Annotated in this window: 16 protein-coding genes; 4 read left to right on the plus strand and 12 right to left on the minus strand. The window is 70.7% G+C overall.

Annotated features, from left to right (window positions below; translation table 11 throughout):
- Position 1 precedes the first annotated feature (1 nt).
- Together JMV16_RS04590 and JMV16_RS04595 are read left to right on the plus strand one after the other, a co-directional pair.
- A complete protein-coding gene (locus tag JMV16_RS04590; protein ID WP_236580363.1) occupies positions 2–1,864 on the plus strand; it encodes a TRAP transporter large permease subunit in 1,863 nt (620 codons plus the stop codon).
- A 9-nt stretch (positions 1,865–1,873) separates the two neighbouring features.
- On the plus strand, positions 1,874–3,520 hold the full coding sequence (locus tag JMV16_RS04595; protein WP_201493005.1) for a MutS-related protein: 1,647 nt from the start codon (positions 1,874–1,876) through the stop codon (positions 3,518–3,520).
- A gap of 46 nt (positions 3,521–3,566) precedes the next feature.
- Here the strand turns inward: JMV16_RS04595 and JMV16_RS04600 are convergent, their stop codons facing one another.
- Genes JMV16_RS04600 through JMV16_RS04610 form a run of 3 tightly spaced genes read right to left on the minus strand, consistent with a single transcriptional unit; the run spans position 3,567 to position 7,433 of the window.
- A complete protein-coding gene (locus JMV16_RS04600) occupies positions 3,567–4,706 on the minus strand; it encodes a response regulator (protein WP_201493006.1) in 1,140 nt (379 codons plus the stop codon).
- Positions 4,707–4,719: 13 nt separating this feature from the next.
- A complete protein-coding gene (locus tag JMV16_RS04605; RefSeq protein ID WP_201493007.1) occupies positions 4,720–6,552 on the minus strand; it encodes a sensor histidine kinase in 1,833 nt (610 codons plus the stop codon).
- A gap of 26 nt (positions 6,553–6,578) precedes the next feature.
- Positions 6,579–7,433, minus strand: a complete 855-nt coding sequence (locus tag JMV16_RS04610; RefSeq protein ID WP_201493008.1) for a hypothetical protein — start codon at positions 7,431–7,433, stop codon at positions 6,579–6,581.
- A 76-nt stretch (positions 7,434–7,509) separates the two neighbouring features.
- Between JMV16_RS04610 and JMV16_RS04615 the strand changes: the two genes are divergently transcribed.
- Positions 7,510–8,490, plus strand: coding sequence for a helix-turn-helix transcriptional regulator (locus tag JMV16_RS04615; protein ID WP_201493009.1), 981 nt, complete (start codon positions 7,510–7,512; stop codon positions 8,488–8,490).
- Positions 8,491–8,513: 23 nt separating this feature from the next.
- On the opposite strand, the gene JMV16_RS04620 is transcribed toward JMV16_RS04615, so the two are convergent.
- From JMV16_RS04620 to lexA, 3 genes are all read right to left on the minus strand, one after another.
- Complete coding sequence (locus JMV16_RS04620) at positions 8,514–8,924, minus strand: hypothetical protein (protein WP_201493010.1); 411 nt, start codon at positions 8,922–8,924, stop codon at positions 8,514–8,516.
- Positions 8,925–9,070: 146 nt separating this feature from the next.
- Positions 9,071–9,412, minus strand: coding sequence for a helix-hairpin-helix domain-containing protein (locus JMV16_RS04625; protein WP_201493011.1), 342 nt, complete (start codon positions 9,410–9,412; stop codon positions 9,071–9,073).
- Positions 9,413–9,417: 5 nt separating this feature from the next.
- Positions 9,418–10,107 (minus strand): transcriptional repressor LexA, encoded by a 690-nt coding sequence (lexA, locus tag JMV16_RS04630; RefSeq protein ID WP_201493012.1) that lies wholly within the window; start codon positions 10,105–10,107, stop codon positions 9,418–9,420.
- 88 nt (positions 10,108–10,195) lie between these two features.
- Between lexA and JMV16_RS04635 the strand changes: the two genes are divergently transcribed.
- On the plus strand, positions 10,196–11,146 hold the full coding sequence (locus tag JMV16_RS04635; RefSeq protein WP_201493013.1) for an asparaginase: 951 nt from the start codon (positions 10,196–10,198) through the stop codon (positions 11,144–11,146).
- 10 nt (positions 11,147–11,156) lie between these two features.
- On the opposite strand, the gene JMV16_RS04640 is transcribed toward JMV16_RS04635, so the two are convergent.
- The 6 genes from JMV16_RS04640 to JMV16_RS04665 all read right to left on the minus strand — a co-directional run bounded on the left by JMV16_RS04640 (position 11,157) and on the right by JMV16_RS04665 (position 18,479).
- Positions 11,157–12,674, minus strand: a complete 1,518-nt coding sequence (locus JMV16_RS04640) for a choice-of-anchor I family protein (RefSeq protein WP_201493014.1) — start codon at positions 12,672–12,674, stop codon at positions 11,157–11,159.
- Between the two features lie 149 nt (positions 12,675–12,823).
- Positions 12,824–13,258 (minus strand): organic hydroperoxide resistance protein, encoded by a 435-nt coding sequence (locus tag JMV16_RS04645; protein WP_201493015.1) that lies wholly within the window; start codon positions 13,256–13,258, stop codon positions 12,824–12,826.
- A gap of 49 nt (positions 13,259–13,307) precedes the next feature.
- Complete coding sequence (locus JMV16_RS04650) at positions 13,308–15,287, minus strand: ABC-F family ATP-binding cassette domain-containing protein (protein ID WP_201493016.1); 1,980 nt, start codon at positions 15,285–15,287, stop codon at positions 13,308–13,310.
- A complete protein-coding gene (gene prmB / locus JMV16_RS04655) occupies positions 15,284–16,144 on the minus strand; it encodes a 50S ribosomal protein L3 N(5)-glutamine methyltransferase (protein ID WP_201493017.1) in 861 nt (286 codons plus the stop codon). Before prmB ends, JMV16_RS04650 begins: the two co-directional genes overlap by 4 nt.
- The gene (dapE, locus tag JMV16_RS04660; protein ID WP_201493018.1) at positions 16,141–17,286 is read right to left on the minus strand and encodes a succinyl-diaminopimelate desuccinylase; all 1,146 of its coding nucleotides are present in this window, start codon (positions 17,284–17,286) and stop codon (positions 16,141–16,143) included. The genes prmB and dapE overlap by 4 nt, the downstream gene beginning before the upstream one ends.
- The gene (locus JMV16_RS04665; protein ID WP_201493019.1) at positions 17,283–18,479 is read right to left on the minus strand and encodes a PilT/PilU family type 4a pilus ATPase; all 1,197 of its coding nucleotides are present in this window, start codon (positions 18,477–18,479) and stop codon (positions 17,283–17,285) included. The genes dapE and JMV16_RS04665 overlap by 4 nt, the downstream gene beginning before the upstream one ends.
- Between the last annotated feature and the right edge of the window lie 6 nt (positions 18,480–18,485).

Genomic DNA, 18,485 nt, shown 5'->3' on the forward strand with positions numbered 1-18,485 from the left:
TGTGGGGGCCGTCTCTCCGACCGCAAGCGCCGCAGTCGATAGCGGCTGGCTGGCCCGGCTCGACCGCGGCCTGGGCTGGCTGGTCGAGGTGCCGGCGGCCCTGCTGGTGCTGGCCGACATCGTGGTGCTGTTCGCGGGCGTGGTCTCGCGCTATGTGCTGCACGCGCCGCTGCTGTGGTCGGACGAACTGGCCTCCATCCTCTTTCTCTGGCTGGCCATGCTGGGCTCGGTGGTGGCGCTGCGGCGCGGCGAGCACATGCGCATGACGGCGCTGGTGGCCAAGGCCAGCCCCTCGCGCCGCGCCCTGCTCGAGGCCGTGGCCACCGCGGCCTGCCTGGCCTTCCTGGTGCTGGTGGTGTGGCCGGCCTGGGAGTACGCGTCCGACGAGGCCGCCATCACCACGCCGGCGCTCGAAATATCCAACCTCTGGCGTGCCGCCGCCCTGCCCACCGGCATCATGCTGATGGGCGTGTTCGCCAAGCTCAGGCTGTGGCGCCTGGCCGGCGCGCGCACGGCGCTGCAGGCCCTGCTCATCGTGGCCGCCATCGTGGCCGTGTTCTGGCTGCTCGGCCCGCTGTTCAAGGGACTGGGGCGGCTCAATCTGCTGGTCTTCTTCGTTGGCGTGGCCGGTGCCTGCGTCTTTGCCGGCATCCCCATCGGCTTCGGCTTCGGCCTGGCCACCTTCGGCTATCTGGCGCTGTCGACGACGACGCCGCTGCCGGTGATCGTGGGCCGCATGGACGAGGGCATGTCGCACCTGATCCTGCTCGCCGTGCCGCTGTTCGTCTTCCTCGGCCTGCTGATCGAGATGACCGGCATGGCACGCGCGATGATCGCCTTCCTGGCGGCGCTGCTGGGCCATGTGAAGGGCGGCCTGTCCTATGTGCTGGTGGGTGCGATGTACCTGGTCTCGGGCATCTCGGGCTCCAAGGCGGCCGACATGGCGGCCATCGCGCCGGCGCTATTCCCCGAGATGAAGGCGCGCGGCGCCAAGCCGGGTGACCTGGTGGCCCTGCTGGCCGCCACCGGCGCCCAGACCGAGACCGTGCCGCCCAGCCTGGTGCTCATCACCATAGGCTCGGTCACGGGTATCTCGATTGCCGCACTCTTCACCGGCGGCCTGCTGCCGGCCGTGGTACTGGGCGCCATGCTGTGTGCCGTGGTCTGGCGGCGCTACCGCCACGAAGACCTCAGCCGCGTGCAGCGCACGCCCAAGGCCCAGGTGGCGCGGCTCTTCCTGATCGCGCTGCCGGCGCTGGCCCTGCCCTTCGTGATCCGCGCTGCGGTGGTGCAGGGCGTGGCCACCGCCACCGAGGTCTCGACCCTGGGCATCGCCTACTCGGTGCTGGCGGGCCTGCTGGTCTACCGCCAGTTCCCGTGGCGGCGCCTGGCGCCCATGCTGGTGGAGACGGCCTCGCTCTCGGGCGCCATCCTGCTCATCATCGGCACCGCCACCGCCATGGCATGGGGCCTCACGCAATCGGGCTTCTCGCGCCAGCTGGCCCAGTTCATGGCCGCCATGCCGGGCGGCGCCAGCGGCTTCCTGGCCATCTCCATCGTCGCCTTCGTGGTGCTGGGCTCGGTGCTCGAGGGCATACCGGCCATCGTGCTGTTCGGGCCGCTGCTGTTCCCCATTGCGCGCCAGCTCGGCATCCACGACGTGCATTACGCGATGGTGGTGATTCTTTCGATGGGCCTGGGCCTCTTTGCGCCGCCGCTGGGCGTGGGCTATTACGCCGCCTGCGCCATCGGCCGCGTCAACCCCGACGAGGGCATGGGCCCCATCGTCGGCTACCTGCTGGCCCTGCTGCTGGGCACGGTGGTGGTGGCCTTCGTGCCCTGGATCTCCATCGGCTTTCTCTGAGCGGCCTGCATGGGACCATTGCCGGTCAACACCCTGAAGGGCACCCTGGCGCGCAAGCTGCGCCATCTGTGGTCGCTCCTGCCCACGCGGCAGGAGCAGCCCATGCCGCGGGGCTGGTTCACGCAGCATGAGATTGCCCGGTTGCATGCGGCGGGCAAGGCCTCTGCCGAAGGCCTGGATGAGCCAAGCTGGCGCGATCTCGACCTCGACGCCTGCATCGACCAGGCGGCCGGCGATTGCAGCGTGTTCGGCCGCCAATGGCTTTGCGCGCGCCTGCGGGGCTGCGACCTGACCGACTCCTCGGACCTGGCCCAGGTGACGCAGCTCAGGGGCTTGGTGGACGATCCTGGCCGGTCCGCTGCCTGGAGGGCGGCCACCTCAGGCCTGCGCTGCGCCGAGACCGAGGTGGCGGGCACGCTGTTCGCGCCAGAGCCCATCGCGCTGCCGCATTGGGTGGGCCTGCTCTGGCTGGTGCCCATGGGCTTCGGCCTGGCACTGGCCCTCAGCGTGGCCGGCCTGTACGGGCCCGGAGGGCTCCTGATCGTTGCGGCACTGGGCGTATCGGCGGCCGTGCAGATTCGCCTCTATGGGCCGTCGGCGACGTGGCAGAAGCAAAAGCGGGCGATCCGCCAGCTCCTGGCCAGCGCCATGCGCATGGCCGAGCTGGATGGGCAGCCGCAGCGCGGCCAGCCCGCAGACCCGGGCGCCGAAGACCCTTGGCCTGCGCCGCCCTTGCCCGACCTGGGGCCGCTGTGGGCGGCGTTCAGGCCCACCTGGCTGGAGCGCATGGCGGGCCTGGCCGAGTACGCCGACCTGATCCTGCTGTCGCAGTACCGGCGGCTCGCTGCCGACATCGAACGCCTCGGCCGCCACCGCCAGGCGCTGCAGCAGGTCTTCCTCGCCCTGGGCCAGCGCGAGGCCAACGCCTGGCTGGCCTGCCATCTGCGCGCGAGCGAGTGCTTCTGCTGGAACCAGGCCAGGGATGGCCTCGCGGGCGCCTGGCTGACCGGCATGCGCAATCCCTTGCTGGCCCGCAGCAAGCCCGTCACGCTGACCCTGGGCGACCGCGGGCTCTTCCTCACCGGCAAGAACGGCAGCGGCAAGAGCACGCTGCTGCGCTCGCTGGGCCTGAACCTGGTGCTGGCGCGCGCCCTGGGCGTGTGCATGGCCGAGGCGGCGTCGCTGCCCCGGGCCCTGGTGCAGACCAGCATCCGCATCGAGGATTCGCTGGCGCTGGGCCGCAGCCTCTACGTTGCCGAACTGCTGCGCGCCGCCGAGATGATGGCCCGGGCCGGCCGCGCCAAGGCCTGTCTGGTCATCTTCGACGAGATCTTCCGCGGCACCAACCACCTGGAGTCGGTGAGTGCTGCCGCCGCGGTCATCCGGCGCCTGGCCGCGCAGGCCACGGTGGTGGTGTCGTCCCACCACGTCGACCTGGCGCGGCTGGTGGAAGCGTCGGCGCACCCGCTGGTGCTCGACGAAACGCCGGCCGGGCTCAGGCTGCTGCCCGGCCTTCTGGCGGAGACGAATGGCATCGACCTGTTGCTGCGCCACGGCTTCGACGCCGAGCTTCACGCGACCGCGCTGGGCCTGCACCAGGAACTTGCGCAAAGGGTGCTGGGCCCGCTCGGGGCGGAACCGGCGCCACCCCGGTGATCCGGCGCCGGCCGCGGACGGGCGGCCGGCGCATGCGGATTCGCCTTCAGCCGCGGCCGAACAAGCGCAGCCAGCCGTTGGCCAGGCGCCGCCCCAGGCCGGCCAGGGTGGCCGGCCTGGGGGGTTGCAGCGCTGCCGGCCGGGTGTCGCCGGCGAAAGCCTCGCGCGGTGCCTGACCCGGCTGCTGCACGGCATGGCGTTGCAGCAGGGCGGGGTTGTCGCGCCACTGCTGGCGCTTGGCAGCCGCTGCCGCGAGCGCCAGCTTGAGCGTGGTCGGCTTCACCGGCTTGGGCAGGAAGCGCAGGATCTGCGCCTGGTTGATGAGGCCGATCACGTCGATGGCGTCGGTGGCGTCGGTGTAGACCACGGCGACCACGGCCGGGTGCCTGGCCTTGAGCTGCTTGAGCAGGCGCGAGGCATCGACGCCGCCGACCCGCATGTTCGAGACGATGATGCCTATGCCCGGATTGTCGAAGGCGGCCTCGGCCGCGGCCAGCGTGGTGGCGCGCACCAGGCCCACGGCGGCGCCGACTGCCTCTCGCACCAGCCGCGCCATCTCGGGCTGGTCATCGACCACCAGGATGCGCTCGCCCTTGAGGTCGACCGTCGCGTCCGAGGGGTCGGCCAGCGCGATGAGCGCCGGCGCCTCGCGTGCGATGCGCGCGGCCTCCTCGACCACCTGCAGCAGCTCGGGAAACTTCCAGGGCTTGTTGACGAAGCGGAAGACCTCGCCTTCGTTCACCGAGCGCAGCAGGGCCTGCAGGTCGGAGTAGCCGGTGAGCAGGATGCGCATCGAGCGCGGCGAGACCCGCCGCACCTCGCGCAGCAGCTCCGAGCCCATCATGCCGGGCATGCGCTGGTCGGAGATGACGACGTCGTAGCTCGCCGCCTGCACCAGGGCCATGGCCTCGGCGCCGCTGGACGCGGTGTCGACATCGAACTGCTTCTGCAGCAGCCAGGTCAGCGACCGCAGGATGCTGGGCTCGTCGTCCACGCAGAGCACGCGGCTTTTGGACGTGCCCGGCGGCTTGCCGGTGGCGCGCACCGGCTGTGCGCGCGCCTGGCCCGAACCCATGCGCATGCTGGCGGCATGGCGCCGCGGCGGCCGCAGCGCCCCGTCCACGGCAGCGGCCGGCAGCGGCGCATGGCGCCTGTCGGCGGGGCCGGGATGGACGGACGGCGTCATGTCGCGTCCGCTCTCAGGCCAGCTCCGGCGCTGGCGGCTCGGCAGCCACGGGCAGGCGCACGGTGAAGGTCGTGCCCCGGCCCGGCTTGCTCACCACCGTGATCTTGCCGCCGTGCTGCTCGACGATGGTGCGGGCAATGGGCAGGCCCAGGCCCGTGCCCTCGCCCTCGGGCTTGGTGGTGAAGTAGGTGTCCCAGATATGGGGCAGCACATCGGGTGCGATGCCGGGGCCGGTGTCGGCCACCGAGATGCGGATCTTGCCGTGGTCCATGCGGCTGCGCACCGAGATCGTGCCGGCCTCCTGGCCTATGGCCTGGGCCGCGTTGTTGATCAGGTTCATGAAGACCTGGTTGAGCTGGGACACGTTGCAGTCGATCTCGGCCAGCGGTTCGTGCTTCTCGACGATGCGGATGTGGCCGGGGAGGACGCTGCGCGCGATGTAGGCCACGTTGTGCAGAACCTTGGCGAGATCGGCCTGCGCGGTGCGGCTGCGGTCCAGGCGGGTGAAGTCGCGCAGGTGGTCGACCAGCTCGCGCATCTGTTCCAGGCCGCCCAGCGTGTCGCCCAGCATCTCCAGCGGCAGGGCGGCGCTCAGCTCTGCAGCCTCCATGCCGGCCAGCTGAGCGCGCTCGCGCTCGATGTCGAGCGTGATGTAGTCGCCCGGCGCCTCGCGGATCTGGCTGATCAGCTCGCGCACCGCGGACAGCGGGGGCTCGATCTCCTTGAGCGCTTCGATGGCCATGCCGACATTGTTGTGCGAATAGGCGATGGGCGTGTTCAGCTGGTGGGCGACCCCGGCCACCATCTGGCCCAGCGAGGCCATCTTCTCGGCCTGGGCCAGGTCCTGGTGGGTGCGCTCGCGTTCCTGCGCCTGTACCGCGAGGATGCCATCGGCGTGTTTCACGATGAGGTAGAGCACGCCGAACAGCAGCAGCAGAGAGCCGGCGATGATGAAGGCCGCTTCCTGGCTGGTCTGCGCGACGCGGCCTTCATTGCGCGCCGACATCTGCGCCACCTTGTCCTGGTTGGCGGTGGCGGCCTTCTCGATCTTGGCCGAGGTCAGCCGGATCTGGTCGAGCAGCGGCGTCACGTCGGAATAGACCTCGAACACGCCGACGATGTGCTGGCTGCCGGGCGCCCACACTGGCAGGTAGCTTGAGATCAGGTCGCGCTTCTCGACCACGCCCTCGAAGGCGCTGAACTTGTCGCGGTGGGTGAGTTCGCTGCGCGGTTGGCCGGCGGCGGCGGCGACCCAGCCGGCGTTGGCGCTCTTGTCCTCGCCGACCTGCTGGCGTTCCGACGAGTAGACCGTGACGCCGCGCAGGTCGAAGACCTTGACCTTGAACACCGTGCTCTTGCTCATCGCGGCAAAGACCTTGGCATTGAGTGCGTCGTAGCCTGGCAGGGCCAGGATGCGGCGGCCGACCTCGGCGAAGCAGGTGGCGCGCTCGACGGCTGCCTGCGCCTTGGCCGCATCGGCGGCTTCGGGCAGGGTGCGGCAGCGCTCGAGCGGCACGCCGGCGGCGCGCTCGGCAAAGGGGGCGATGTCGCTCTGCCACAGCGCATTGGCGAACAGGCGCGCCAGGTTGACGTGGCCCGACTCGTGTACCGCCAGCAGGTCGCGCAGCGCGGCGGCCTCCTGCTGCTGGGCGAATTCGTGCTGCACGGCGCGGAAGTGCTCGGCTTCCTCGGACTGGATGTCGCGGTAGACCTGGCCTTGCTGGCGCGTGAAGTGCGTCAACACCAGGGCCACCAGCACGAAAGCCGTCAGCCCGGTGAGCGAGAAATAGCGCACCAGCGCAAAGCGCCGGGCGGGGGCGGGCTTGGGTGCGCGGAAGTCGAACATGGTGCAAGTATCCCGCTTGCGGCTGTTCAAGCCGGCTGCAGCACCAGCTCGAAGGTCACCAGCACCGGGTTGGCGCCCGCTGCAAGGCGGCCGCGGTGTTGCCCGCCATGGTGGTCGACCATCGCGATGTCCACCAGCGCCTGTGCCCGGCCGGCGGCGTCAGGTTCGATGCGGCCCTGCTCGATGAAGCATTCGGTGATGTGGGGCCCGACCACGCGGCCATCGTCGAAGCAGGCGCCGACCGTGCTGCCGACGCCGCCCAGCAGGCGGGCCTGCCGGATGCCGCGCTCATCGCAGAAGCCGGCCAATGTGGTGCAGACGTCGGCATTCGGCGCCAGGCGCAGGGCCCAGGCCGGTTCTGCCGGTGTTTCAAGGGCCGCCGTGACCCGGGGCTGGAAGAGCGAGAAGCGAGACTCTTCGTCCGGTACCACTGCAAAGGCCGCGCCTCGCAGCCAGGTGGCTCGGGCCGCGATGGGCGTGGCGACGCTGCAGGCCTCGGGCAGCAGGTGGCCGATGTGGCGGCTGCCGTCGGCCGCTTCCCATTCGGCGTGGCAGTGCAGCCAGGGCGCGCCTTCGCGCCGGCCCAGGGTCACGCGCGCCTGCAGCAGGAACGCCGGCCCGGCGCTGTCGTGGCGCGGGCTGAAGTAGACCGCGTGTTCCGGCGTGGGCGCCGTGTGCGGCAGCACCCAGGCCAGCGGCGCGAAGCTGCCACCCGCGAGGGCCAGCACGGCGCTGTCGGCGCCGGCGTCCTGCAAGGCCTCGGCCAGCGCGGCCAGCAGGCTGGGCCCGGCGGGCAGGCGGATATCGGCGTGCTCTACCGAGCAGGGCTGGGCCAGGAGGCGCGGGCCCTGGGCGGGCCCCGGGTGCTGGATGTGGCGCATGGCCACACCTTAGCCGATGGCGGGGGCGCGATGATGCGGGGGTGGCCCCCGGTCGGGGCAGTAGCAAGGGAAGGCCATGACCAAGACTGCGCGCGTCTACAAGATCGAACGCATCATCCGCAACCGCGGCCATATCAGCTTCCAGGCGCTGATCGAAGAGCTCGAGGTCTCGCCGGCCACGCTCAAGCGCGACCTCGCCTACCTGAAGGACCAGCTCGGCGCACCCATCGAGTACGACCGCGATCTCAACGGCTACCGCTTCGGCCAGCCCTTCCGCGGCGAGACCCATGAGCTGCCGGGCCTGTGGTTCAGCGAGCACGAGCTGTATTCGCTCTTGATGGCCAACCAGTTGCTGAGCGAGTTGGACGCCGACGGCATCATCAGCCGCCACCTGCAGCCCCTGCTGGACCGCATCCACCAGTTGCTGGGCCCCGACGAGGCGAACGCGGCCTCGTTGCTGGAGCGCGTGCGCATCATCAACTCGGCGCGGCGGCCGGTGCCGGGCAAATTCTTCGAGCTGGTGGTGGAAGGCCTGCTGCAGCGCCGCCGCATCCGCATGCGCTACCTGACGCGCAGCCGCGACGAGATCTCCGAGCGCGAGGTTTCACCCCAGCGCATGGTGCATCACCGCAACACCTGGTACCTGGACGCCTGGTGCCACCGCAGCGCCGGCCTGCGCCGCTTTGCCCTGGATGCCATCGCCCATGCCGAACTGGTGGATGCGCGGGCCAAGGAGGTGGGGCGCAAGACTTTGCAGGCCGAGATGGACGCCGGCTACGGCATCTACGCCGGCGCGAAGCGTCTGTGGGCCACGCTCAGCTTCGACGCCCACGCCGCGCGCTGGATCAGCCAGGAAGAGTGGCATCGCGAGCAGAAGGGGCGCTGGACCGAGGATGGCCGCTGGGAGCTGCAGGTGCCCTACACCGACGAGACCGAGCTGGTGATGGACATCCTGCGTCACGGCGGCCAGGTGAAGGTGCTGGCACCGGCCTCGCTGCAGCAGCTTTATGTGCAGCGCCTGCGCGAGGCGCTGGCGGCCCAGGCTGGGGAGGCCTGAGGCAGACGCCTGGGCGAAGAGGCCTAGAGCGGCACCCAGTTGGACCGCGGCGAGCGGGTCGGGAAATGGCGGTTGATCAGCGACAGACGGCGCTCGGCCTCGGACTGGCTGTGGGCCACGCCGACGGCGCGGAAGAGATCGGCGCGCACATGCCACAGCTCGCGCAGCGAACGCGCCTGCTGCAGGCGCTCGCGCAGCGCGTCAACCTCGTCGCCGGCGATATCGGCCAGCGCGGCGATGAATTCCTCGCGCACCGCAGCCACGCCGGCGGGCGCCGGGGCGGCGTCAGCGCTGGCCGGTGTATGCAGCCAGTGGCGCAGGCGCTGCCAGCGCGAGCCGGGCGGGTCCAGCAGTTGCAGGGTGTCGATGCGGGTGGTGATGTTGAGTACAGCCGTGCGCCCCCAGAAGGAGGCGTGGTGCAGGAAGAGGCCCATGATGGCTGCCAGGCGTGACCGGGGTTTGGAAGACCCATGCTCACGCGCCGCGAGCGGCCCTGGTCGGCTGATCAGCGGTGCCGCAGGCCGCCAAATCGAAAACCCGACACCACCGCTGCGGCAAGGGCTCCGGGCCCCGGGCCGCGCTAGACCGTGCCGTACTGCTGCTTGCGCTGCGCGGTGTAGGCCCACCAGGGGCGGGGCTCGGCGCCGCGCATGAAATCGGTAGCGGCCATGAAGGTGTCGAGCACGCAGGGGTCTTGTCGTTTGCCGGTGTGGCGGCACAGCGCGTGGTAGAGCTGCAGCGCGTCGCTGTCGGCCAGCTGCTGCGGGTGCTGCACGCCGATCAGGCGCAGGTCGGCGGCGATGGAGGGGCCGATGTTGGGCAGCTGCTCGAGCTGCAGGCACTCATCGGCGCTGCGCGCCTTGCGCGGCGGCAGCGCCTTGGGCGGGTGGACGCCGCCACGGACGGGGGGCAGGATGGGCATGGCGGTTACATCAGCATGGTGTTGCGGATCAGGCCCACGGCGATGCCTTCAAGTTCGAAGTCGGCGGCATCGAAGGGCACGACGATGGTCTCGAAATCGGGGTTCTCGGGAATCAGCTCGATGGCCCGGCTGGTGCGGCGCAGGCGCTTGACGGTGACGTCGTCGCCCAGCCGCGCAACGACGATCTGGCCGTTCTTGGCGTCCTTGGCCTTTTGCACGGCGAGCAGGTCGCCGTCGAGGATGCCGGCGTCGCGCATGCTCATGCCGCGCACCTTGAGCAGGTAGTCGGGCCGGCGCGCGAACATCGCGGCTTCCATCAGGTAGGTCTGGTCGACGTGCTCCTGCGCCAGGATGGGGCTGCCGGCGGCAACGCGCCCGACCAGGGGCAGGGTGAGCTGCGCGATGTGGGGCAGGGGCAGCATGTACTGCTGGCCCCAGGGTGCCAGCCGCGCCTCGTTGAGCGCGCGCAGTGTGTCAGACTTGAGCCGGATGCCGCGTGAGGTGCCGCCCACCAGCTCGATGACGCCCTTGCGTGCCAGCGCCTGCAGATGCTCTTCGGCCGCGTTGGGCGACTTGAAGCCCAGTTCGGCGGCGATCTCGGCCCGCGTGGGCGGGGCGCCGGTGCGCTCGATGGCGCTTTGCACCAGGTCGAGGATCTGCTGCTGGCGCGCGGTGAGCTTGGGGCTTTCGTCCATGGCGATTCCGGTGGGTGTCGACCGAATGATCGGCGATCCGATCTGGCGGTTTATCCAGTAACTGTATTTTCATCCAGAAAGCGTGCAAATGCAAAGCAGGCCTGCGCTCGTCGTCATCGTCGGCACCGGCGGCACCATCGCCGGCACCTCGGCCCAGCCCGAGCGCCATGTCGGCTACCAGGCCGGCGTGCTGGGCGTCGATCAGCTCGTCGCTGCCGTGCCGGCCCTGCAGGGCCAGGCGCTGGAGGCGCAGACGCTGGCGCGGCTGGACAGCTGCGACATGGACCACGCCACCTGGCAGGCGCTGCGCGAGGCGGTAGCGCGGCAGCTGGCGCGGCCCGAGGTGGCCGGCGTGGTGGTGACCCACGGCACCGACACGCTGGAGGAGACGGCCTATTTCCTGCACCGCACGCTGGCCGCGCCCAAGCCGGTGGTGCTGACGGCGGCCATGCGCCCGGCCAGCGCGCCCTCGGCCGACGGGCCGCAGAACCTGCTCGATGCGGTGGCGCTGGCCCGCTACCCGGGCGCCCGCGGCGTGGTGGCCATGCTGGGCGGGCAGGTGCTGGGCGCAGTCGATCTGCGCAAGCTCCACGGCTACCGCGTCGAGGCCTTCAGTGCCGGTGACGCCGGGCCCCTGGCCTTGATGGAGGACGGCGTGCTGCGCAGCTTCCGCCCCTGGCCCGCGGCACCGCTGCACGCCGCCGACCCGTCGGCGGGGCCGGTATCGGCCTGGCCGGTGGTGGAGATCGTCACCAGCCATGCCGGTGCCCGCGCCGCCACGCTGGATGCCCTGGTGGCGGCCGGCGCCGCCGGCCTCGTGATCGCCGGCACCGGCAATGGCAGTGTTCACCACACGCTGCTGGCGGCTGCGGCGCGCGCACAGGGTGCCGGGGTGCGCGTGGTGCGCGCCTCGCGCTGCCTGCAGGGCGGCGTGGTCGGCACGCCGGCCGGCGCGCTGCCGAGCTACGGGCCGCTCACGCCGGCGCAGGCGCGGGTGGAGCTGATGCTGGATCTGCTCGCCGCGGCCCCGCCGGCCTGATCCGCCTGCCTCAGCGGCGCTGGCGCCGCGCCAGTGCGCCCAGGCCCAGCAGGCCGCCCATCATCAGCGCCCAGCTGCCGGGTTCCGGTACCGGCGACAGCTGGTAGACGGTGGTGGTGTTGGAGACCTCGTTGCTGTAGGCCAGGTAAACGCCGCCGTCCAGCGTGTAGGCCTTCAGGCCCTCGGGCGAGATGTCGCCCGTGGTCCTCAGCATGCGCACGAAGCTGGTATTGGCCGGGTCGCTGACGTCGAAGATCGCCACCGCGGACGAGGTCGTGCGCTCCAGGCCGACGAAGGCAAAGGTTCGGCCGCCAAGCTGCACCACCTCGATGCCCTCGGGCTCGACGCCCTTGTCGCGGCTGCGCGCATCGTCGTAGATGCCCAGCGCCATGGCCTCGCGGTCGAGGATCTCGCCGCTGTCGTAGACCAGGTTGCCGTTCTCGTCGCGGATCGAGAATGACCGCGCGCCGGCGGCATAGAGGTTGCCGGCCGAGGAATCGGTGGCCGAGACGCGCAGGTTCTGCAGCGGGGCGGTAGCGCCGAGACCGGCGCTGCCGGCGGCCACGCGCTCGCCGTCGTCCTCGCGGAAGTCGCCCTCGTTGGCCATCGCGATGAAGGTCTGGCCGCCGGCCTGGAAAGCGGCGATGCCGTCGGGCATGTAGAGGCCCTTGACGTTCACCGACTGCAGGCTGTTGGTGGCGTTGTTGAGCGGGTCGATGCGGTTGCCAGGGGCGCTGAAGTCCTTCACGCCCAGGCCGACCACCGCCTCGGTGGTGCCGGTCTGCAGGTTGACGATGCCCACGGCATTGGCTTCCTGCAGCGTCACGAAGGCCTTGGTGCCCGCGGCATTGACGGCGATGTATTCCGGCTCGTAGTCCATGCCGGTGTTTTTGCGGATGTGGCTGCCGGACTCGGGCGCGCCGGCAAAGGTGGCGGTGGCGCTGACGCTGCGCGTGCCCATGTCGATGATGCTCATGCTGCCCGCCGGGTCGACGGCGGCCGCGCCGTAGCTGCGCGGAAAGCTGCCGGCCTGCGAGGTGAGCGTGCCGTAGACCGAGGGCGTGGCCTCGTTGGCCACCAGCAGCTTGGAACCGTCGGGGGTGAAGGTCAGCATGTCGGGCAGGGCGCCGACGCTGATGGTGTGGGTGCCTGCCAGCAGCGTGCGCGTGCGCGTGTCGTAGAGCGTGACCACGCCCGGCTGGGTGCGGACGGTCGACTCGATGGCAAAGGCCGCGATGCCGCCGTGGATGGCCACGCTGTTGATCGAGCCCAGGGCCGTGGTGTCGATGAAGCCCAGCGAGGCGCCGCTGCGGGCATCGAGCACGTCGACGCCCTTGACGCCGGCCACCCACAGCGTCTGGCTCAGGCTGTCGAAGCTGACGATCTCGGACAGGAAGCCCGTCGCCACGCCAGCGTGGCTGTGGGTCCACTGGAATGCGATGTTGTCCAGCGGCGCCGCGGCGGCCGTGAGCGGGGCGGCGCAGGCGCCTATGACGGCGGCGCAGACCGCCGTGATGCGAGTTTTCATGGGATGCAGGCGCGGCGCGCGAGGTGTGGGTGAAAGGCCCGCGCAGCCTAGGCGGCCTGCGTGACCCTTCCGTGACCTGCGGCCGTCAACGAGTGCCAGTCCACCCCGCGAACGCGGGGGGCTCGACGGCCGCCGGGCCTGCGCCGCCCTCAGGCCACGCTCAGCACCACGTCGACATTGCCACGCGTGGCATTGCTGTAGGGGCAGACCTCGTGGGCGGCGGCCACCAGGGCCTCGAGGGCGGCGCGCTCCATGCCGGGCACGCTGACCTGCAGCGTGGCGGCGATGTTGAAGGCGCCTTCCTTGGCCGTCATCGGACCGATGGCGACGCTGGCCTGGATCGACACCTCGCCCGGCAGCTTGAGCCCCTGGCGCCCGGCCACCGCCTTGATCGCCCCGATGAAGCAGGCCGAATAGCCGGCCGCGAACAGCTGCTCGGGGTTGGTGCCGGGGCCGCTGTCGCCACCCAGTTCCTTGGGCGTCGACAGCTGCAGCTTGAGGCGGCCGTCCGACGATTCGGTGCTGCCGGCGCGGCCGCCGGTGGACTTGGCTTGGGCTGTGTAAAGGGCTTTGTCTATGGCCATGGCGCGCTTTCTGCGGGGTGGAGGGGCCGCAATTATTGGGCGCGGCCCCTCACCCGCCGGCTTGCAGGGCTTCCAGTTCCGACTGCAGTTCCAGCCAGCGTTCCTCGAGCATGGCCGTCTCGGCCGCCGCATGCGCCAGGTTGCGGCCCAGCTCGGCGTAGGCCTCGCTGCTGGTGTTGGGTTGCGCCAGCTGCTGCTCCAGCACCTGCTTTTCGTTGGCCAGACGGCCCAGGCGCTCGTCGATGCGCTGCAGCTCGGTGCGCAGCGGGCGCGTCGCCTCCGATTGCTTGGCGCGCGCCTGCTTGGCGTTCTTGCGTTCGTCGCGCGTGGCGGCCGGCGGCGGCGCGCTCGGGCGCGGCACGGCGGCGGCCGCAGGCTTGTCCTTCACGCTGTCCACCACCGGCGCACGCGGCGGCTCGGGCATGGGCTGGCCGCGGGCGGCGGCGCGCGAAACCTCGAGCAGCCACTTCTGGTAGTCGTCGAGGTCGCCGTCGAAGGGCTCGACGCGGCCCCGCGCCACCAGCCAGAACTCGTCGCAGGTCTCGCGCAGCAGGGCGCGGTCGTGGCTGACCAGCATCACCGTGCCCTCGAACTCGTTGAGCGCGATGGACAGCGCCTCGCGCGTGGTGAGGTCGAGGTGGTTGGTCGGCTCGTCCAGCAGCAGCAGGTTGGGCCGCTGCCACACCAGCATGGCCAGCACCAGGCGCGCCTTCTCGCCGCCCGAGAGGCTGCCCACGGCCTGCGTGACCATGTCGCCGGTGAAGCGGAACTGGCCCAGAAAATCGCGCAGCTGCTGCTCGCGTGCGGCCGGGCCGACATCGCGCGCCAGCCGCACCATGTGCATCAGCGCGCCGTCGTCGAGTTGCAGCACGTCCAGTTCCTGCTGGGCGAAATAGCCGATCACCAGGCCCTTGCCCTGGGTCGTCGTGCCCGAGATCAAGGGCAGGTCGCCGGCGATGGTCTTGACCAGGGTCGACTTGCCCTGGCCGTTGGCGCCCAGGATGCCGATGCGCTGGCCGGCCAGCACCGAGCGGCTGAAGTTGCTGACGATGGCGCGCTTGCCATAGCCGCAGGCCAGCGTGTCGAAGCTCAGCATGGGGTTGGGCAGGCTGGCCGGTTCGCGGAACTCGAAGCTGAAGTCGCTGGCCGTCATGGCCGGTGCCAGGCGCTCCATGCGCGCCAGCGCCTTGACGCGGCTCTGCGCCTGCTTGGCCTTGCTGGCCTTGGCCTTGAAGCGGTCGATGAAGCGCTGCAGGTGGGCGATGCGGTCCTGCTGCTTGGAAAATGCCGCCTGGGCCTGCATCAGGCGTTCGGCGCGCATCTCCTCGAAGGCCGTGTAGTTGCCGGTGTAGCGCACCAGCTGGCCTTCGTCCAGGTGGACGATGACGCGCGTCACCGCGTCGAGGAATTCGCGGTCATGGCTGATGACGATCATCAGGCCGTCGTAGCGCTTGAGCCAGGCCTCGAGCCAGACCAGGGCGTCGAGGTCGAGGTGGTTGGTAGGCTCGTCCAGCAGCAGCAGCTCGGCCGGGCACATCAGCGCCCGCGCCAGCTGCAGCCGCATGCGCCAGCCGCCCGAGAAGCTGTTGACCGCGGCGTGCAGCTGCTCGCTGCGAAAGCCCAGGCCCAGCAGCAGGGCCTCGGCACGCGAGCGGGCGTCGAAGGCGCCGGCCTCGTCCAGCGCCAGGTGGGCGTGGGCGATCGCGTCGCCGTCGTCGGCGGCTTCGGCCGCGGCCAGCTCGGCCTGCGCCGCCTGCAGCGGGATGTCGCCCTGCAGCACGAAGTCGGTGGCGCCGTCCTCGCTGTCGGGCATGTCCTGCGCGACCTCGCCCAGGCGCCAGCGCGGCGGGATCTCGACATCGCCGGCGTCGGCGTGCAGCCGCCCTGCCAGCAGCGAGAAGAGGCTGGACTTGCCGGCGCCATTGCGGCCGATGAGGCCGACCTTTTCGCCGGGCTGCAGCACGACGCCGGCGTCCTGCAGCACGACTTTGACGCCGCGTCGCAGCGTGATGTTTCGAATGGTGATCATTTGAGTTGGGCTGCTTCTAGGAGCAGCACCTGTTCGTCGCCGGCGCTGGTGGGCAGCCCGACCACGGGCAGGCCGGGAAAGGCGGCGTCGAAATGTTTGCGCTCGTGGCCGATCTCGAGCACCAGCACGCCGCCGGCGTTGAGATGGTGGCCGGCCTCGGCCAGCAGTCCGCGCACGAAGACCATGCCATCGGCGCCGCCATCAAGGGCCAGCGCTGGCTCGGCGCGGAACTCGGGCGGCAGCGCCGCCATCGAGGCCGCGTTGACGTAGGGTGGGTTGCACAGGATGAGGTCAAAACGGCCCGGTGCCGCGGTCAGGCCGTCGCCCTGGGCCAGTGTGATGCGCTCGGCCAGGCCGTGGCGCTCGACATTGAGGCGCGCCACCGCCAGCGCGTCGGCCGAGAGGTCGGTGGCCAGCACCCGGGCCTCGGGCCAGGCCAGCGCCGCCAGCACGGCCAGGCTGGCGCCGCCGGTGCAGAGGTCGAGCACGGTCTTGGGTTCGTCCGGCAGCCAGGCGTCGAGCACGCCCTCGGCCAGCGGCTCGGCGATCAGCGAACGCGGGATGATGACGCGCTCGTCCACGAAGAAAGGCACGCCCTGCAGCCAGGCCTCGCCGGTGAGGTAGGCCGCCGGGCGCCGCGATGCGATGCGCTGGGTGACGAGATCGTGCGCGGCCTGCAGATCGGCCGGCGCCACGGCACGTTCGGCGTGCTCGTCCAGGCTGTCCAGCGGCAGGCCCAGGCGCCACAGCACCAGCCAGGCGGCCTCGTCAAAGGCATGGGTCGTGCCCTGGGCGCAGCAGACGCCGGCGCTCTCGAGGCGTTCGCTGCTGTGCGCTATCAGCTCGATCAGCGTCACGGCAGCAGCGCTTCCAGCGTGCGGCGGTAGACGTTGGCGAGCGGCGCGATGCTGGCGACCTCCACCCATTCGTCAATCTTGTGCGCGCTGGCATTGAGCACGCCGAACTCCATCACCTGGGGGCAGATGCGGGCGATGAAGCGGCCATCAGACGTGCCGCCGGTGGTGCTGAGCACCGGCTCGATGCCGAACTCGGCCTGGATGGCCGCCGCCAGCGCCGCGTGCAGCGTGCCCGGTGGCGTGAGAAAGGGTTCGCCGCCCAGCGTCCAGGCGATCTCGAACTCGAGGCCGTGGCGGTTCAGCACCTCCAGCACGCGCGCCTGCAGCGCGGCCGGCGTCGATTCGGTACTGAAGCGGAAGTTGAAATCGGCCACCAGCTCGCCCGGGATCATGTTGCCGGCGCCGGTGCCGGCGTGCAGGTTGCTGACCTGCCAGCTGGTGGGCGGGAAATAGGCATTGCCCTCGTCCCAGCGCGTGGCCGCCAGTTCGGCCAGCGCCGGCGCGAAGCCGTGGATGGGGTTGCGCGCCAGCTGCGGGTAGGCGATGTGGCCCTGCACGCCCTTGACCGTGAGGCGGGCCGACAGCGAGCCGCGCCTGCCGTTCTTGACCATGTCGCCGACGCGCTCCACCGAGGTCGGCTCGCCCACGATGCACAGATCCAGCCGCTCGCCGCGCGCCTTCAGCACCTGCACCGCGTGCAGCGTGCCGTGCAGCGATGGGCCTTCCTCGTCGCTGGTGAAGAGCAGGGCGACGCGGCCGCCGTGCTGCGGGCGCTCGCGCACAAAGCGCGCTGCGGCCACCGTCATCGCCGCCACCGCGGTCTTCATGTCGACCGCGCCGCGGCCGTAGAGGCGGCCTTCGCGGTGGCTGGGCACGAAAGGCTCGCTGGCCCATTGCGCGGCCGGGCCGCTGGGCACGACGTCGGTGTGGCCGGCCAGCAGCAGGGTGGGGCCGGGGCGGCCGCTGTCGTGTACGGCCCAGAGGTTGCTGACGATGCCGCCCGCGGGCCCGGCGTCCAGCCGCTCGCAGACAAAGCCGGCTGGCAGCAGTTGCGCCGCCAGCAGCTCGCAGCAGCCGTCGTCGGCCGGCGTCACCGAGCGGCAGGCGATCAGCGCCTCGGCCAGGCGCAGCGCCTCGTTCATCGGCGCACGCCCCAGGGCGCGGGCTCGGAGCTGCCACGCAGCGATTCTTCGGGCCGCACGTCGAAGCTGAATTCGGTGAAGGTGGCGGCCTCGGGCTCGTCCTTCTTGGGCGTGACGCGCGAGACCGCGGCCTGCTCGTTCTGCAGGCGCCACAGCAGGTTGGTGGGCGAGTCGGCATAGGCCATGCCTTCATCGCGCGAGACCACGCCTTCGTTGATGAGGCGGGCGATGTCGTGCTCGAAGGTCTGCGAGCCCTCGGCCAGCGATTTCTCGACCGCCTCCTTGACGGCGCCGAGGTCGCCCTTCTCGATCAGCTCCGACACCAGCTTGGTGTTGAGCAGCACCTCGACGGCCGGCACCCGGCCGCCGGCATTGGAGCGCAGCAGGCGTTGCGAGACGATGGCGCGCAGGCCGCTGGAGAGGTCGGACAGCAGCGTCGGCCGCGCCTCGGGCGCGTAGAACGAGAGGATGCGGCCCAGCGCGTGGTAGCTGTTGTTGGCGTGCATCGTGGCCAGCACGACGTGGCCCGACAGCGAGTAGGAGATGGCCGCGCTCATGGTCTCGCGGTCGCGGATCTCGCCGATCATGATGCAGTCGGGCGCCTGGCGCAGCGCGTTCTTCAGCGCCGTTTGCAGGCTCTGCGTGTCGCGGCCGACCTCGCGCTGGTTGACGATGCTCTTCTTGTTGTTGAAGAGGAACTCGATCGGATCCTCGATGGTGAGGATGTGGCCCGTCATCTGCTGGTTGCGCCACTCCAGCATCGAGGCCAGCGTGGTGGTCTTGCCGGTGCCGGTGGCGCCCACCATCAGGATCAGGCCGCGCTTCTCGGTCACCAGCTGCGCCAGCATGGCGGGCACGCCCAGGGCTTCGAGCGAGGGGATGGTGAAGGGGATGCAGCGGAATACGGCCGCGATGGAGCCGCGCTGCTTGAAGGCCGAGAGCCGGAAGCTGCCGACACGCGGGATGCTGATGCCAACGTTCAGCTCGCCGGTGTCGTCGAGCTCTTCCAGCTGCTGGGGCACCAGCATCTCCGACAGCAGCTGGCGCGTCTGGTTGACGGTGAGCAACTGGTCGGAGAGCTGCAGGATCTGCCCGTTGATCTTGATGAGGATGGGCGTGTTGGCCGACATGTAGACGTCGGACGCGTTCTTCTCCGCCATCAGGCGCAGCACGCGCTCGAGGTTGTTCGCCATTCCCGC

It is taken from the genome of Rubrivivax sp. A210 (genome assembly GCF_904426505.1).
Lineage (GTDB): Bacteria > Pseudomonadota > Gammaproteobacteria > Burkholderiales > Burkholderiaceae_C > Rubrivivax.

Excerpts from the sequence above, each read along its gene's own strand:
- JMV16_RS04595 (WP_201493005.1), top strand. The coding sequence starts at position 1,874 with ATGGGACCATTGCCGGTCAACACCCTGAAGGGCACCCTGGCGCGCAAG.
- JMV16_RS04600 (WP_201493006.1), bottom strand. The coding sequence starts at position 4,706 with ATGACGCCGTCCGTCCATCCCGGCCCCGCCGACAGGCGCCATGCGCCG.
- JMV16_RS04605 (WP_201493007.1), bottom strand. The coding sequence starts at position 6,552 with ATGTTCGACTTCCGCGCACCCAAGCCCGCCCCCGCCCGGCGCTTTGCG.
- JMV16_RS04610 (WP_201493008.1), bottom strand. The coding sequence starts at position 7,433 with ATGCGCCACATCCAGCACCCGGGGCCCGCCCAGGGCCCGCGCCTCCTG.
- JMV16_RS04615 (WP_201493009.1), top strand. The coding sequence starts at position 7,510 with ATGACCAAGACTGCGCGCGTCTACAAGATCGAACGCATCATCCGCAAC.
- JMV16_RS04620 (WP_201493010.1), bottom strand. The coding sequence starts at position 8,924 with ATGGGCCTCTTCCTGCACCACGCCTCCTTCTGGGGGCGCACGGCTGTA.
- JMV16_RS04625 (WP_201493011.1), bottom strand. The coding sequence starts at position 9,412 with ATGCCCATCCTGCCCCCCGTCCGTGGCGGCGTCCACCCGCCCAAGGCG.
- lexA (WP_201493012.1), bottom strand. The coding sequence starts at position 10,107 with ATGGACGAAAGCCCCAAGCTCACCGCGCGCCAGCAGCAGATCCTCGAC.
- JMV16_RS04635 (WP_201493013.1), top strand. The coding sequence starts at position 10,196 with ATGCAAAGCAGGCCTGCGCTCGTCGTCATCGTCGGCACCGGCGGCACC.
- JMV16_RS04640 (WP_201493014.1), bottom strand. The coding sequence starts at position 12,674 with ATGAAAACTCGCATCACGGCGGTCTGCGCCGCCGTCATAGGCGCCTGC.
- JMV16_RS04645 (WP_201493015.1), bottom strand. The coding sequence starts at position 13,258 with ATGGCCATAGACAAAGCCCTTTACACAGCCCAAGCCAAGTCCACCGGC.
- JMV16_RS04650 (WP_201493016.1), bottom strand. The coding sequence starts at position 15,287 with ATGATCACCATTCGAAACATCACGCTGCGACGCGGCGTCAAAGTCGTG.
- dapE (WP_201493018.1), bottom strand. The coding sequence starts at position 17,286 with ATGAACGAGGCGCTGCGCCTGGCCGAGGCGCTGATCGCCTGCCGCTCG.
- JMV16_RS04665 (WP_201493019.1), bottom strand. The coding sequence starts at position 18,479 with ATGGCGAACAACCTCGAGCGCGTGCTGCGCCTGATGGCGGAGAAGAAC.